Origin of the sequence: Aeromonas veronii, assembly GCF_040215105.1 — a bacterium.
In the GTDB taxonomy this organism is placed as follows: Bacteria; Pseudomonadota; Gammaproteobacteria; order Enterobacterales; family Aeromonadaceae; genus Aeromonas; species Aeromonas veronii_G.
Map to the genome: position 1 here is coordinate 3,596,045 of NZ_CP157875.1, position 14,328 is coordinate 3,610,372.

13 protein-coding genes are annotated in these 14,328 nt (G+C 62.8%); 2 read left to right on the plus strand and 11 right to left on the minus strand.

Annotated elements, in window-relative coordinates:
* Position 1: 1 nt before the first annotated feature.
* From ABNP46_RS16555 to ABNP46_RS16570, 4 genes are all read right to left on the minus strand, one after another.
* On the minus strand, positions 2 to 1,360 hold the full coding sequence (locus ABNP46_RS16555) for a CmpA/NrtA family ABC transporter substrate-binding protein (RefSeq protein WP_349919303.1): 1,359 nt from the start codon (positions 1,358 to 1,360) through the stop codon (positions 2 to 4).
* 296 nt (positions 1,361 to 1,656) lie between these two features.
* The gene (locus ABNP46_RS16560) at positions 1,657 to 2,241 is read right to left on the minus strand and encodes an ANTAR domain-containing response regulator (protein WP_349919304.1); all 585 of its coding nucleotides are present in this window, start codon (positions 2,239 to 2,241) and stop codon (positions 1,657 to 1,659) included.
* A gap of 126 nt (positions 2,242 to 2,367) precedes the next feature.
* Entirely contained in the window at positions 2,368 to 3,126 is a 759-nt protein-coding gene (gene cobA, locus ABNP46_RS16565) for a uroporphyrinogen-III C-methyltransferase (protein WP_349919306.1), read from the minus strand.
* Between the two features lie 28 nt (positions 3,127 to 3,154).
* Entirely contained in the window at positions 3,155 to 5,785 is a 2,631-nt protein-coding gene (locus ABNP46_RS16570; protein ID WP_349919307.1) for a nitrate reductase, read from the minus strand.
* Positions 5,786 to 6,095: 310 nt separating this feature from the next.
* Between ABNP46_RS16570 and ABNP46_RS16575 the strand changes: the two genes are divergently transcribed.
* A complete protein-coding gene (locus tag ABNP46_RS16575) occupies positions 6,096 to 6,611 on the plus strand; it encodes an RNA methyltransferase (protein WP_349919308.1) in 516 nt (171 codons plus the stop codon).
* A gap of 160 nt (positions 6,612 to 6,771) precedes the next feature.
* Here the strand turns inward: ABNP46_RS16575 and ABNP46_RS16580 are convergent, their stop codons facing one another.
* On the minus strand, positions 6,772 to 7,506 hold the full coding sequence (locus ABNP46_RS16580; protein WP_349919310.1) for a hypothetical protein: 735 nt from the start codon (positions 7,504 to 7,506) through the stop codon (positions 6,772 to 6,774).
* Between the two features lie 186 nt (positions 7,507 to 7,692).
* On the opposite strand from ABNP46_RS16580, the gene ABNP46_RS16585 reads away from it, so the two are divergent.
* Entirely contained in the window at positions 7,693 to 8,121 is a 429-nt protein-coding gene (locus tag ABNP46_RS16585) for a universal stress protein (RefSeq protein WP_349919311.1), read from the plus strand.
* Positions 8,122 to 8,176: 55 nt separating this feature from the next.
* On the opposite strand, the gene ABNP46_RS16590 is transcribed toward ABNP46_RS16585, so the two are convergent.
* From ABNP46_RS16590 to gpt, 6 genes are all read right to left on the minus strand, one after another.
* Positions 8,177 to 8,812 carry a murein L,D-transpeptidase catalytic domain family protein gene (locus ABNP46_RS16590; protein ID WP_349919312.1) on the minus strand — a complete coding sequence of 212 codons (636 nt, stop codon included), beginning with the start codon at positions 8,810 to 8,812 and terminating at the stop codon, positions 8,177 to 8,179.
* Positions 8,813 to 8,968: 156 nt separating this feature from the next.
* Positions 8,969 to 10,222, minus strand: a complete 1,254-nt coding sequence (locus tag ABNP46_RS16595; protein WP_349919313.1) for a glutamate-5-semialdehyde dehydrogenase — start codon at positions 10,220 to 10,222, stop codon at positions 8,969 to 8,971.
* A gap of 108 nt (positions 10,223 to 10,330) precedes the next feature.
* The gene (gene proB, locus ABNP46_RS16600) at positions 10,331 to 11,434 is read right to left on the minus strand and encodes a glutamate 5-kinase (RefSeq protein ID WP_349919315.1); all 1,104 of its coding nucleotides are present in this window, start codon (positions 11,432 to 11,434) and stop codon (positions 10,331 to 10,333) included.
* Between the two features lie 178 nt (positions 11,435 to 11,612).
* On the minus strand, positions 11,613 to 12,005 hold the full coding sequence (gene crl / locus ABNP46_RS16605; RefSeq protein WP_349919316.1) for a sigma factor-binding protein Crl: 393 nt from the start codon (positions 12,003 to 12,005) through the stop codon (positions 11,613 to 11,615).
* A 62-nt stretch (positions 12,006 to 12,067) separates the two neighbouring features.
* Positions 12,068 to 13,336: an esterase FrsA gene (frsA, locus tag ABNP46_RS16610; protein ID WP_349919317.1), complete on the minus strand. Its 1,269-nt coding sequence runs from the start codon at positions 13,334 to 13,336 to the stop codon at positions 12,068 to 12,070.
* Positions 13,337 to 13,506: 170 nt separating this feature from the next.
* Positions 13,507 to 13,974 carry a xanthine phosphoribosyltransferase gene (gene gpt, locus ABNP46_RS16615; protein ID WP_349919318.1) on the minus strand — a complete coding sequence of 156 codons (468 nt, stop codon included), beginning with the start codon at positions 13,972 to 13,974 and terminating at the stop codon, positions 13,507 to 13,509.
* Positions 13,975 to 14,328: the final 354 nt, after the last annotated feature.

The window sequence follows — 14,328 nt, forward strand, 5'->3', positions numbered from 1 at the left end:
CTCATTGCACCCGCTCATCGCCCTTGAGGCCGATGGCGAACTGTTGCAGATAGGCATTCGGGTGACGGCCGTCGTAGATGAGGCCATCGATGAAGCCATCCTGAGGGCCCCGATAACCCTGCTCGCTGGCAAAATCGGGGAAATCCTGCGCCTTGAACTTGCCCTCGGCGATCAGTTCTTCGGCCGCCTGACGGTAGATCTCCGGGCGATAGACGGCCTTCGCCACCTGCTCGAACCAGGTATCAGGCTGCGCCTCGGGGATCTGGCCCCAGCGCCGCATCTGGGTCAGATACCAGATGGCGTCCGAGTAGTAGGGATAGGTGGCGTGATGACGAAAGAAGACGTTGAAATCCGGCAACTGGCGCACATCCCCCTTGCCATATTCGAAGGTGCCGGTCATGGAGTTGGCGATCACCCCCTCATCCGCCCCCACGTATTCCGGTTTCGCCAGCAGTTTGGCCGCCTCGCGCCGGTTGGCATTCTGTTCGGCATCCAGCCACCAGGCCGCCCGCAGCAACGCCTTCACCAAGCGGATATGGCTGTTGGGATGACGTTCCGCCCACTGACGGGTGACCCCAAACACCTTCTCCGGATTGTTGCGCCAGATCTCGAGATCGGTGATGACGGGCACTCCTATCCCCTTGGCCACCGCCTGCTGGTTCCAGGGCTCTCCCACGCTGTAACCGGCGATGGTGCCCGCCTCCAGGGTCGCGGGCATCTGGGGCGGCGGGGTGACCGACAGCAGCACATCGGCCTGACGCTGGCCCGAGTTGTCCCCCTGCAGGGGGGCATAGAAGCCGGGGTTCAGCCCACCGGCTGCCAGCCAGTACCTGAGTTCGTAGTTGTGGGGGGAGACGGGAAACACCATCCCCATGTTGAACGGCTTGCCCGCCTGTCGGTATTGCTCCACCACGGGCTTGAGGGTGGCGGCACTGACCGGCGCCGGCACCTGGCCCGCCACCGCTTTGGGCAGCTGGGTGGCCATGGCGGCCCACACCGGATTGGCGACCGTGATGGCATTGCCGTTGAGATCCATGGCAAAGGCCGTCACCAGCTCGGCCTTGGTGCCAATGCCGATATGCGCCGCCAGGGGCTGGCCCGCCAGCATCTGGGCGCCATCCAGCTCGCCATCGATCACCCTGTCCAGCAGGATCTTCCAGTTCGCCTGAGCCTCCAGGGTGACGTAGAGCCCCTCGTCTTCGAAGTAGCCACGCTCATAGGCCACCGCGAGCGGCGCCATGTCGGTCAGCTTGATGAAGCCGAGCCGGATCTCCTCCTGCTCGGGTGCCCCTACCTTCGCCAGCACCGGCAGCGACAGCATCGCCAACAACAGGCCCGCGCATCCTTGTCTCTTGTTCATTCGATTCCCTCGCTCGGTTCACTGTTCCGGGCGATCGCAATGGGGCCTCGTTGCCGCACGGCGACCAAAAAAAAGCCCCACCGATCCGGGATCGGTGAGGCTTCTTTGCCCTGCTGCGGAGGAGGGGAACTGACCCATCCCCCGCTTGTTTGTTCACAGTCTCAGTGATTCATTTTTCATGCCAATCTGCTCGATGCCCAGCGGGCACGGGGTTTCTCGTTATGATGGTGCCTCTCCTCCCCTATTTGCGCCTTGTTGAGGCACGCTTGCACCAAAGTGGCGTTTGCTGCCCCCATTCAACCGGGCAACGCCAGCAGCAGTTGCCGGGCCAGCTCCCCCAGGCTCAGATGGCGGCTCATGGCGGTGCTGCGCATCAGTCGATAAGCCTGCTCCTCGTCCAGCCCCTGATGACGCATCAGCCGCCCCTTGGCCTGCTCGATGAGGCGCCGCTCCACCAGCTTCTGGCGCAGTTCACTCTCGGTCCGGGCCAGCGCCTGCACCACGGCCAGCTGGCTGCGGGCGAGGCGCAGCCACTGTTCCACCGGCTCGCGTTCGCCGCAGCCGTGGGGTACCAGCAGCACCCCTTGCTGCAGCAGCGACATCTGCTGCTCGCTCCCGATCCGCTCGCAAAACAGCAGCCGGGGCAGCCCGACCCGAAGGGAGAGGCCGAGCCTCACTTCCGCCTCGAAACGACGACAGCTGATGAGCAGAGCATCCCCCTCCACATCCGGGCTCAGCAACTGGCGAGTGTCGAGGATCCTGGGCTGATGGCCATAGTGGCTGACCAGCAGGGCCAGGCGATTGGCCTGGCCCGGATCATCGGCGTGGATCAGCAGGCAGGAAGGGGGGCCGGTGCGGCTCCCCGTGGACATTGTGGTCATGGCGCTCCTTGCCAATGGCGATTGCATCCCGTTTCGCCGAAAAGACGCAACATGAGAGCCAACTGTTTGAATCTACCCCTTTTTTATTCCTCCAGAGGTAGTGGAGGTAGAGAGCCTGCCGGCCACTCAGGCGACCCGTTCCATGGCCTGCCCCAGCAGGTTGTCCAGCTCGGACCGCAGGCGTACCACCTCCCCCATCATGATGAGCACCGGGCTCTGGCCGAGCAGAGACTCAGCCGCCAGCGCCAGGGCATCCAGCCGGGTCTCCACCACTTGCTGCCAGGGGCTGCACCCGGCCACCACCAGGGCCACCGGCAGATCAAGGGGAGCACCGGCCGCCAATAATCCCCGGCGGATCCTGTCCGCCCGCTCCAGTCCCATGTAGAACACCAGGGTATGGCCGCTGCGTGCCAGCGCCTGCCAGCCCTGATAGTCTTCCTCCTCCATCAGGTGGCCGGTGATCAGGGTCAGCGAACGGGCCACCCCCCTGTGGGTCAAGGGAATGGCGGCACTGGCGGCGCAGCCCAGGGCGGCCGTGATGCCGGGCACCAGTTCGGCTTGGATGCCGTGACGGGCCAGGTGCAGCGCTTCTTCTCCGCCACGACCAAACACCAGGGGATCCCCCCCCTTGAGTCGCACCACCCGCTTGCCGGTACGGGCCAGCGCCAACAGCAGGGCATTGATCTGACTCTGGCTCGGGCTCGGCTCACCACAGCGCTTGCCCACGTCGAAACGGGCGGCCCCCTTGGGAATGCAGGCCAGGATCTCTTCGCCCACCAGGCGGTCGTAGACCACCACCTCGGCGGCCTCGATGCGCCGCAAGGCGCGCAAGGTCAGCAGCTCCACAGGGCCGGGGCCGGCCCCCACCAGGCTGATATGGCTCATCTCACTCTCCTCGTGTTGATAGCCGCCCTCAGGCGGAGGCGATGTAAACGTGTTTGATCAGCAGCTTGTCGATTTCGGGCAGGCAGGTGCCGCAGTTGCTGCCACAGCCAAGCAGGGCTTGCAGCCCCGCCAGCTCGCTCACCCCCTGCCGGGTGATCGCATCGACGATGCGTTGCTCCGACACCCGCAGGCAGGAGCAGACCAGCCGGCTCTCCCCCAGCAGAGCCGCGCTCAGGGTCTGACTCAGCGCCCCCCCTTGCAGGGGGACCCCCAGCAGACTGGCCAGCAGTTCGGTTTTCAGATCCGGGTACTTCTCCCCCACCATCAGCAAGCCAACGATGCGCCCCTGCTGGAGCGACACCGCGCACCAGCCCTGGGCCAGGGGCAACCTCAGCCAGTGGCCAGCCTGGGCCAGCCGTTGCCAGAGTGCCTCCTGGGGCTCAGACCAGGAGGCCAGCAGGGTGCAATGCCCCTCTGGCAGGGGGCGACTCGCCCACCAGTCCATCGGTTCACGCCATGGCTGAGAACCTATCCAGAGCCCCTGCCAACGGGTCGGCTGGGGTTCCGCCCATACCCGCCCCTGTTTGAACATGGGCTGGCCAGAGAGCGGATCGACCACGGCGGGGAGGAGGCGGTTGACCGCCCCCTGGCTGCACTGGCTGTCGGTCCAGTGCATGGGCAGGAAGGCTTCCCCCTCCCGCAGCCCCTCATCCAGTCCGACGCGCAGTCGCGCCTCTCCCGATGTATTGTGCAGCCGCACCAGATCCCCCTCCTTGAGTCCCAACGCCAGCAGGCTGGCCGCCCCCATCCTCACCCTGGGCCAGGGCTCGGCCTCCTGCAGGCGGGGCACGTGGCCGGTACGGGTCATGGTGTGCCACTGATCCCGCAGCCGCCCCGAGTTGAGCAGCAAAGAGAGTGCCCCCCCTTGCGGCAAGGCCGTCAGGGCCACGGATGAGGGGAACTGCTGGTGCAGTGGTAACAACCTGGCCCGCCCATCTGCCGTGGCGAAGCGGCCATCCTCGAACAGGCGGGCGCGCCCCTGCGGCCAGCGGTCGTTGATGGGCCAGCGAAGGGGGGTCAGCGCCTCAAATTCGGCCCGTGACAACTGCGCCAGCCCGGAGATGTCGAACTGACGCTCCCCCTCGTTCTCGAAGCCGGAGAGCGCCGCATGCTCGCAGAAGATCGCGTGCTCATGGTCGTAGGCAAACGCCGCACCGAAGCCGAGGCGGCGGGCGAGCTGGGTCAGCGCCCACCAGTCCTGCCTCACCTCGCCCGGCATGGGCAGGAAGGCACGCTGGCGGCTGATGGTACGTTCGGAATTGGTGACGGTGCCGCCCTTCTCCCCCCAGGCGGCGGCAGGGAGCAGCAGATGGGCCAGTCGCGCCGTGTCGGTGTTGGCCGTCACCTCGGAGACCACCAGCAGCTCGCAGCTGGCCAGGGCCTCCCGTACCCGGTTGCCGTCGGGCAGGGAGACGGCCGGGTTGGTGCCGAGCACCCAGAGCGCGCGGATCTCCCCCCGATGTACAGCTTCGAACAACTCGACCGCCTTGTAACCGGGCCCCCGCACTATGGTCGGACTCTGCCAGAAGCGTTGCACCCGATCGCACTCGACCTCTGTGAATCCCATGTGGGCCGCCAGCTGGGTCGCCAATCCCCCCACCTCGCGCCCGCCCATGGCATTGGGTTGACCCGTCATGGAGAAGGGCGCCGCCCCCGGCTTGCCGATGCGCCCGCACAGCAGGTGTGCATTGATGATGGCATTGGCCTTGTCCACCCCCTGATTGGACTGATTGATCCCCTGGCAAAACAGGGTGACGGTGCGCGGGGTGCGTGCGAACAGGCGATAGAAGCCGAGCAGATCGCTCTGGGATAGGTCGCAACTCCTGGCGACCGCCTCCAGCTGCCACTCGGGGGAGTCCAGTTCGGCCGCCAATTCTGCAAAGCCGCTGACGTGACTCGCCACGTACTCCTTGTCCCAGCCATCGTGGTCGAGCAGGTAACGACAGAGCCCGTTCCAGAGCGCCACATCGCTGCCGGGTTTGAGCGCCAGGTGCAGATCTCCCTGCTCCGCCGTCATGGTGCGGCGCGGATCCAGCACCACCAGCTTGAGTTCTGGTCGCCGCACCCTGGCCTGTTGCAGACGGCGAAACAGCACGGGGTGGGTCCAGGCGGTATTGGCCCCGGTGAGGATCACCAGATCCGCCAACTCCAGATCCTCATAACAGGCGGGCACCAGATCCTCGCCGAAGGCCCGCTGGTGGGCCACCACCGCGGATGACATGCAGAGCCGGGAGTTGGTGTCCACATGGGCGCTGCCGATAAACCCCTTCATCAGCTTGTTGGCGACGTAGTAATCCTCCGTGGTGAGCTGACCCGACAGATAGATGCCGATGGCGTCTGGCCCGGACTCCGCGAGGATCCGGGTCAGACGCTCGGCGAGGGTATCGAGCGCCTCGTCCCAACTGACCCGCTTGCCCTGCCAGCGCGGGTAGAGCAGGCGATCAGGAAAGTCCAGACTCTCCAAGAGGCTGGCCCCCTTGACGCACAGGGCACCGCCATTGGCGGGGTGCTGCTCGTCCCCCGTCAATTGCCATCCTTCTCCCTCCCGGTTCAACCGGATGCCGCATCCCACTCCACAGTAGGCACAGGTGGTTTTCATTCCCTTGCTCCTTGTCACCGGGCTGCCCGGCTGCCGCCTCACCGTGCCAAATGAAAAAGGCGCCCGCCCCCCCCCAGGGGGACGGACGCCTTTGTCCGGCATGGTCTCATTCATCTTGCCAGTCCATTGCAAGGCTCGCGCCAGGATCCATGACGCGGCCCGCCCGCTGCCGGGGGATGGTGGCGCCCACTCCTGATCCGGCAAGGTGCAACTGCCCCCGAATGGGGCCCCGGAGCACGAGCATGGCCACCGATGGGCAAATGCCGGAGCAGGGGTATAATGCGCCCCTGCAATCACAGAGGGGTATCAGATGAACAACGTCGATCAGGACAACAAGGCGCAGGCGGCGCCTCTTTCGCAGGAGCCCGCGGCAGCCATCCGCTGCGCCATTGGTCTGGTCAATCCCAAGTCACCGGAGAACGTGGGGGCCGTGATGCGGGCGGCGGGTTGCTACGGGGCACAGGAGGTCTACTACACCGGCAGTCGTTTCGAGCTGGCACGCCGTTTTGCCACCGACACCAAACAGATGGTGGAGAAGATCCCTCTGCTCGGGGTCGACAATCTGCTGGAGTTCGTTCCCGCTGGCTGTACCCCGGTGCTGGTGGATCTCATCGAGGGGGCGACCTCGCTACCGGATTATGTGCATCCCGAGCGGGCCTTCTACATCTTCGGCCCGGAGGATGGCACGCTGGAGCCCGAGCGCTTCGCGGCGGTGAAGGAGGTCATCTATGTGCCGACCCATGGCTGCATGAACCTGGCCGCCTCGGTCAACGTCATCCTCTATGATCGGCTGGCCAAGGAGCTGAGAGCGAAACGGGAAGCCTGAAACAGCCTTGATGTAACAGCATAAGAAACCAGAATTCAATCCATTACCAAATAGATTATCTGCACACGCCTAACAGATAGAGAAAAAATCTGAAGGATTACCTAATGACAGACAGGTCATCGGTGATGAAAACGGCGGCCGGGCAACTAGGCACAGGCCGTCATTTGTTCAGGCTCTGCGTCTGCGCCTTCAAAAAATCCCGGTAGTATTCATAGAGCTGGTTGCGCCTGTAGATATCCATAAGTGCGCCGGTTTTGATCAAGGATTGCATGCCGGGATCCCATAGTTGTGCCAGTTGCCGCCCTTTCTCGTTGTCGGCAAAGATGGGGTAAGTCGGCACCCAGCGCAGAAACACCCGGGTCATGTCGGGGGGAATGTCAGCCTTTGGATAGAGCACCCCGGCGGTCAGGTAGTAGCGATAGCGCCCCTTGGCCAGCAGTTGCAGCGCCATGGCATGGCTGTCTATCTCATACCAGCGCATGGGCTCGGAGATGAACTTGTCAAACGCCCAGCCTCGCAGCCAGAGCACATCCTGATCCCGAAGACTCTGCTCCCCTTCCCAGCCAGGCAACCATTTCGTTTTCATCAGCACGGTCACGTCATCTGCCGAAGCCGGGAAGCGGGGTTGATGCACTCCGTCCACCTCCTCCTGGTAGACCCCCATCGCCATGTCCCCCCCCTTCTGCGCCACCACCGCCAGCGCCCGCTTGTAGGGCACGATGTGCGGATGAATACCGTAGCCGGCGGGTTTATAGATGGCGCGCACTATGTCCAGATAGACGCCGTGACCATCTGCCTGACAGAAACCGGGCCAGTCATCGCAATAGACATGTATGGTGTCGGCCCGGACGGGCCAGATAAGCAGTAGGCTGCACAACAAGATAGCACGGAGCATGTACCTGTATTTCCTTGGAGATGACGCTGTTGGCCGTCTGTTCACGCCTTAACACAGCATAGGAAGTTCTCGCATCGGCTCCCATCTTTTCCCGGTTTTGCGAGCGAGTCGTGAGTTATTACCACCTAAAGAGGTAGTATGGATCACAAGATTCATTAGTGACCCAACCAGAAGAGGAGCCACATCATGCCATCCATCAAATCGCTACTCTGCCCCGTCGACTTCTCCGAGATGTCCAAGGCCGTGCTCGACTATGCGGTCTTCATGGCCCAGACCCATCAGGCCGAGCTCAAGCTGATCCACGTGGTGGACCAACTGCACGGTTTCGACAGCTACAAGATCCTGCACATGACCGCCATCGAGATCACCCACGAGATGGAGCGCCAGGCCAAGAGCCAACTCAAGGAGCTGGTTGCCACCCTGCCCATCCCCGCCACCTTCGAAGTGCGCTTCGGCCGTGCCGCCGACGAGATAGTGCAGCAGGCGAAGGAGGACAAGGTGAATATGGTGATCATGGGCAGCCACGGGCGCTCCGGCATCAGCCACCTGCTGGTCGGCAGTGTCGCCGAATCCGTGGTACGCCACGCCCCCTGCCCGGTGCTGGTGGTGCGTTAACCCGCACGCCCTGCTGATGACAAGGCCAGCCCAGTGCTGGCCTTGTGTTTTCTGCTCAGCCGTGAGCGTAGATGACGCTCCCCCCCTTGATGATGTCGATGATGGCTCTGGACTGCTCCCTCGGCAGGGCGGGGCAACCCCAGCTGCGACCCAGCTTGTCATATTTTTGCAGGTGCCGCGGACTCGCGTAATCCGCCCCGTGCACCACGATGGCGCGCTTGCGGGCATTGCTGTTCTTGCCGGGGCTCAAGCCATCGAGACGCAGGGAGTAACCGTGCTTGCCCTGGTAGGTCTCCGCCGTGCGATAGACCCCGAGGGAACTCTGCCTTGAGTTGAGCTGATTGGAGAACTGGCGTGCCGCCAGCTCGCCGGAGTTGCGGCCATGACTGACCCAGGTGTGGTAGAGCAGCTTGTGGCGCTTGACGTCGATGACGAACAGCCGGCGCTGATTCGAGGGTTTGCTGTAATCGATGATGGTGAGAATGGGCTTTCGCTTGTGACGCACGCTTTGATAGCCGCTGAGTGCCTTGCGAAACACCTGTTTGTCGAGCTTGCCCGCCAGACCCAGTTGACGATAGAGATCCTGATCCCAGCTCGCCTGACTGGCACCACTGAAGCAGAGTGCCCCCAGCAGCAACGGCAGGCTCATCCAGAGCCAGCCCAGCCGTGTCATCCAGCTTGTCTGTTTCATCCTTGAAATTGCTCCCGTTTTTGCTGGTAGCCTAGTGAGCAAAATCTCGCCACGGCTTGCTGGATAGTTATATGCAAGCCCCTGATGGGGCGCAATAAAAAAGCATAAAAATGCCGACAGACGTCGGCATTTCCGATGAGGGCAACAAGAACCGACTCAGGCGCGGCTCAGGTAATCCGCCACCCCGACCCATTTGTAGCTAGTGAGTTCGGTCAGCCCCATGGGGCCACGGGCGTGCAACATCTGGGTCGAGACCGCCACCTCGGCACCGAGGCCGAACTGGCCACCATCGGTGAAACGGGTGGAGGCATTGACATAGACCGCCGCCGACCCTGCACCGTTGACGAAACGCTCGGCGTTCGCCAGATTGTTGGTCAGGATGGCGTCGGAGTGGCCGGCATTGTGCTCGCGCATGTGGGCAAGCGCCTCGTTCACATCCGCCACCAGCTTGACGCCCAGGGTCAGCCCCAGCCACTCGGTATCGAAATCCTCTGCGGCCGCGGCGCTCAGGTTGTCGGCCTCCACCAGCAGCGGCAAGGATTCCGGGGTCGCCACCAAGGTCACCTTGCGCTCGTTCATCAGCCCGGCTAGTCGTGGCAACAACTCAACCGCCACCTTCTCATGGACCAGCAGGGTATCGAGGGCGTTGCAGGCGGAGGGGCGCTGCACCTTGGCGTTGTCGATGACCGCGAGGGCCCGGGTCAGATCCGCGCTCTCGTCCACGAAGATATGGCTGATGCCGAAGCCACCGATGATGACGGGGATGGAGCTGTTCTCCTTGCACATCTTGTGCAGGCCGGCGCCGCCGCGGGGGATGATCATGTCCACGTAGCGATCGAGGCGCAGCAGCTCACCCACTAGGGCACGATCCGGATTGTCGATGTATTGCACCGCGTCACCGGGCAGGCCGGAGGCCGTCAGCGCGGACTGGATCACCCGCACCAGCTCCAGGTTGGAGTGGAACGTTTCCCGACCGCCGCGCAGTATGCTGGCGTTGCCGGTCTTGAGGCAGAGGCTGGCGATGTCGATGGTGACATTGGGGCGTGCCTCGTAGATGACACCGATGACACCGATCGGCACCCGGCGACGAGAGAGGCGCAGGCCGTTCTCCAGCACCCGGTTGTCTATTTCGGCACCGACCGGATCATCCAGCGTGATCACCTTGCGCACATCCGCGACTATGCCAGCGAGGCGTGCCGGGTTGAGCAGCAGCCGATCCAGCATAGCCTCGGAGAGACCCGCATCCCGGCCCGCCGCGATGTCTTTCTCGTTGGCGGCCAGGATCTGGGGGCTGCGCGCTTCCAGTTCGTCGGCGATGGCGGCCAGTGCCCGGTTCTTCTGCGCCGTGCTGATGGTAGCCAGCTGGTAGGCGGCTTCGCGGGCGGCCTGCCCCATTTTCTCCAGACTCATAACATGTCCTCTTTCAACCTGAGGCACCGCGTTGGCGCGGTGCCATATCATCTGTGCGAACGGCCCATGGTCATGAACCTATTCCTGGCTGGGCCCAAGCGTACCGCCTTACAGCAGTACCATATCGTCGCGGTGAATGGCCACGGCGCCATAGCCGTAACCCAATACCTGTTCTATCTGATCCGAATGCACGCCGCGCAACTTGTCCAGCTCGATGTGATCATAACGGCAGATACCCCGTGCCAGCTCGCTCCCTTTGGGGTCGAGAATGCGTACCACCTCGCCCCGGGCGAAGTCCCCTTTCACCGCTATGATGCCCTTGGGCAGCAGGCTGGATCCTTTCTCCTGCATGGCGGCGACGGCCCCCTGATCCACCTGTACCTCGCCGTGGGGGGGCGGGCCTGCCAAGATCCAGCTCTTGCGTCCCTCCAGCGGGGATGCCAGGGCCGGGAACAAGGTGCCGACCCGCTCCCCCTTGGCCAGACGGCCAACCACTTCCGGGATCTGGCCGGTGGCGATCACCACGTTGACCCCGGCCCGGCGCGCCACGTCGGCCGCCTGCAGCTTGGTGGCCATGCCGCCCGTTCCCAGGCCGCTGACGCTGTCACCGGCCAGCTTGCGCAGGGTGTCGTCTATGGTCTGCACCTCTTCGATGAGCTGGGCATCCGGATTGCTGCGGGGATCGGCGGTGAAGAGCCCTTTCTGATCCGTGAGCAGGATCAGCAAGTCCGCATCCGCCAAGATGGCGGCGCGGGCGGAGAGGTTGTCGTTGTCCCCCACCTTGATCTCGGCGGTGGCCACTGCGTCGTTCTCGTTGATGACGGGGATGATGCGGTGATCGAGCAGGGTGCGCAGGGTGTCGCGGGCATTGAGATAGCGCTCCCTGTCTTCCAGATCGGCGCGGGTCAGCAACATCTGGCCGATATGCAGCCCATAGAGATTGAACAAGTCTTGCCACACCCGGATGAGCTGGGTCTGGCCAACGGCCGCCAGCATCTGCTTGTTGGGCAGGGTCGGCGCCAAGGGAGGGTGGCCAAGGTGTTCACGACCGGCAGCGATGGCCCCGGAGGTGACCATGACGACGCGATGGCCATCACGGTGCAACGCGGCACACTGTCTGACCAACTCGACCATGTGGGCACGGTTGAGGCGGGCTGATCCCCCGGTGAGCACACTGGTGCCCAGTTTGACGACTATGGTTCTGTTTTCCATGGGAACTAAGAGGCTAAAAAGTAAGGAATCCCTTTATACCCACGGCCCCCCTGCCCTGCAAGGCAATTACGCCGAGTCGCGGTCATGATGGCGAAACTGTACGCCAAGCGCGCATTTGACGTCACGGGAAGGCAGAGAGCATAGGAAAACGGCCCCGTGGTGACGGGGCCGGCATGAGTCAGGCGGCGGTGACACTCAGCTCATTGGTCACCTGCTCGGCAGGCGAGAGCTTGCACTCCAGGGTGGCAAGTTTGCCACTGATGAGCTTGTAGAAGTGGTTGAGGGTACGCTCCACCTCCGCCTGATGCTTCTTGGGCAGCGGCTTGTCTATCCACTCCCCGTCCGCGTTGTAGAAACCGACCTGGTAGTGATAGCTGAAGTGGTGATCGTCCTGCTCCAGCACCAGCCACCAGCCCCAGAACTCCCGTTTGTCCGGCGCCGGTTTGGCGCTGACGCAGACCGACAGACAGTCGAAGCGGTAGTGCCCCTCTTCGCACAGATCTTCGCGCAGATAGGGGCCAATGGCGGCGAATTGCCGCAGCAAGCGCTTGTAGGTCACTCTCTCTGACATGCTAACCTCCCTGTTGAACAAGCCATACCATCACATGGTGATGTGACACTTTTAGTTTTGCATCATGTACATAGGTGCTTCTTGAGCCAATCAACCGTCTCTTTCAACGCCTCGTCATAGACCTCTAGCAGAGGCTGTTTGTCAAACACCACCGCCTTGCCATTGCGGCTGGCGGAGGCCAATGCCCGGACATCCTGCTCGGGACAAATAAAATCTCGCTTGTGCCCGATACTCAATATCGGCACAGAGGTCCGGCTCCCCAGCAGACCCTGCGTCTTGAGGGAGAAGACCTGACACTTGGTGCGCAGCAGATCCCACTGGGCCGCGTCGGCCCCCAGCCGGTTTGCCAGACCGTCGCGCATCATGCGCGGGCAGCGGGCAAACATCTCCTGGTTGGTGAACACCTGATTGATGCCTGCGCCGATGCAGACCACGGTCCGCAGCTTGAACGGCTCTATATAGGCAAGGCGCGCCGCCACATTGCCCGCCAGCCGGAATCCCACCATGGCGATCCGCTGATGATCCACCCAGGCCACCTCGGCCAGATGGTGCAGCACCGCCTGATGCAACCGGCTGGTGTCCTGCACCAGGGGCCAGTGTTCGGCATAGCCGGTGCCCGGCATGTCCAGAGAGAGCATGCCGATGCCGTGGGGCTCGAGGCATTTGAAGTAGAAGCTGAGAAAATCCACCTGCAACGAGTCGATGCCGCCGCTGACGATGACCAGGGGCACGGGTTTCTCTGTGGTCGGCAGGTGCAGATACCCCTGGATGGTCTTGCCCCGAAACGGCACCTGCAACTCCTTGAGAGGGACCTTGAACAGGCGTCCCGCCTCGCGGTACGCCATGTTGCCGAGCAACTGCGCCTGATCCGCCAGTTCGTCGTGCTTGAGATGGGGATAACTGGCGATGGAGTAGTAACGCACCGCCTTGAGCAAATTCTTCAGGGCGGCTTCCCGCTCCCCCTGACTCGCCTGCTCACGCCCCTGATTGAAGTAACGACCACCCAGCTGACTCCACTCGTACACCCAGTTGCCGGGCACATAGCCCTTGATGGTATCGAGGAACCGCTCGTGGCTGCGCTCCCCCTGCCCCATGGCGATGTGGGCGAGCGTCTGCTCCACCTCCACCGGATCCGCGCCCTGCCAGGCCCAGGTCGGTCGGCGCAGCAGCCTATACCAGTGGGGCGAGAGGGCACCGTCGATGAAACTCTCGGCCAGGGCGCTGTCGTGCTCTTCGACCGGGCTGGAGTTGGATATCTCGGAGGTTTCCAATACCTTTTTGACCCGGGTGAACAGCTTTTCCGTCAGGTTGGTATCGTTGCTTGGTTCCAAAATCGTCGCTCTTCTGTCTCAGGCTATGGGTCATCTTAACCACTTTTCACGCCCGGCAGCCATAGCATAAAAAAACAGGGCCCCTAAGTGGGGCCCTTTGAAACCTTTCTGACGCCGTCATGCTGACGGTGCCATCGACTTGTCGTCGCCTTGTGGCGCCAGCGATGGACTTACTCTTCGTCGCAGATGGGGTTGGCGAATTCCAGCGCCATGTCCCAGGGTTGCTCAATCCAGGTATCCTGCGGGATGGCGACTTCGAAGTCGTCCACCAGCGGCTCGCCCATGGGCTTGGCAAAGATCGTGATGAACTTGGCCTTGGGGTAGAGCTCGCGGATCGCCTTGGCGGTACCGCCGGTGTCCACCAGATCGTCCACCACCAGCCAGCCTTCGCCATCGCCGGCCGTGGTCGCGGCCTTCACCACCACCAGTTCACGCTGGCTGTTGTGGTCATAGCTGGAGATGCAGAGGGTTTCGACATTGCGAATGCCAAGTTCACGGGCCATCAGCGCGGCCGGTACCAGGCCGCCGCGGCTGACCGCGATGATCCCTTTCCATTGGCTGACAGGCAACTGGCGACGGGCCAGACGGCGGGCTTCACGTTGCAGGTTGTCCCAGGACACGTAAAATTTCTTTGGCATAATATCGATCTCGAAGAGTTATATAAAACAATCACTTAAAAACCAGTTCCGAACCCCAAACGGCTCGACCACTGTCAATTCTGGCCCCCTGTCGCCAAATTCGGCTTGCACTTGGGCCGCCTCGGGAGAAGACCCTCGGCAGCAAACGCTGATGCAATGGAAGCAGGATGGGCATAGCTGGCGGTCTGTTCACACGAGAGGGCGAGAATCCAGACCGGCTGTTGGGCCAGCATGATAGCACTCTTTGCCAGCAGATTGCCTGACAAACGTATGCGAAAAGCGGGAAAAATCGTTCATGGCTTCATGATGAGAACCGTCTGACACGGCATTTTGCCGGCCTTGCCCCGCGTCTTG

Excerpts from the sequence above, each read along its gene's own strand:
- ABNP46_RS16555 (WP_349919303.1), bottom strand. The coding sequence starts at position 1,360 with ATGAACAAGAGACAAGGATGCGCGGGCCTGTTGTTGGCGATGCTGTCG.
- ABNP46_RS16560 (WP_349919304.1), bottom strand. The coding sequence starts at position 2,241 with ATGACCACAATGTCCACGGGGAGCCGCACCGGCCCCCCTTCCTGCCTG.
- cobA (WP_349919306.1), bottom strand. The coding sequence starts at position 3,126 with ATGAGCCATATCAGCCTGGTGGGGGCCGGCCCCGGCCCTGTGGAGCTG.
- ABNP46_RS16570 (WP_349919307.1), bottom strand. The coding sequence starts at position 5,785 with ATGAAAACCACCTGTGCCTACTGTGGAGTGGGATGCGGCATCCGGTTG.
- ABNP46_RS16575 (WP_349919308.1), top strand. The coding sequence starts at position 6,096 with ATGAACAACGTCGATCAGGACAACAAGGCGCAGGCGGCGCCTCTTTCG.
- ABNP46_RS16580 (WP_349919310.1), bottom strand. The coding sequence starts at position 7,506 with ATGCTCCGTGCTATCTTGTTGTGCAGCCTACTGCTTATCTGGCCCGTC.
- ABNP46_RS16585 (WP_349919311.1), top strand. The coding sequence starts at position 7,693 with ATGCCATCCATCAAATCGCTACTCTGCCCCGTCGACTTCTCCGAGATG.
- ABNP46_RS16590 (WP_349919312.1), bottom strand. The coding sequence starts at position 8,812 with ATGAAACAGACAAGCTGGATGACACGGCTGGGCTGGCTCTGGATGAGC.
- ABNP46_RS16595 (WP_349919313.1), bottom strand. The coding sequence starts at position 10,222 with ATGAGTCTGGAGAAAATGGGGCAGGCCGCCCGCGAAGCCGCCTACCAG.
- proB (WP_349919315.1), bottom strand. The coding sequence starts at position 11,434 with ATGGAAAACAGAACCATAGTCGTCAAACTGGGCACCAGTGTGCTCACC.
- crl (WP_349919316.1), bottom strand. The coding sequence starts at position 12,005 with ATGTCAGAGAGAGTGACCTACAAGCGCTTGCTGCGGCAATTCGCCGCC.
- gpt (WP_349919318.1), bottom strand. The coding sequence starts at position 13,974 with ATGCCAAAGAAATTTTACGTGTCCTGGGACAACCTGCAACGTGAAGCC.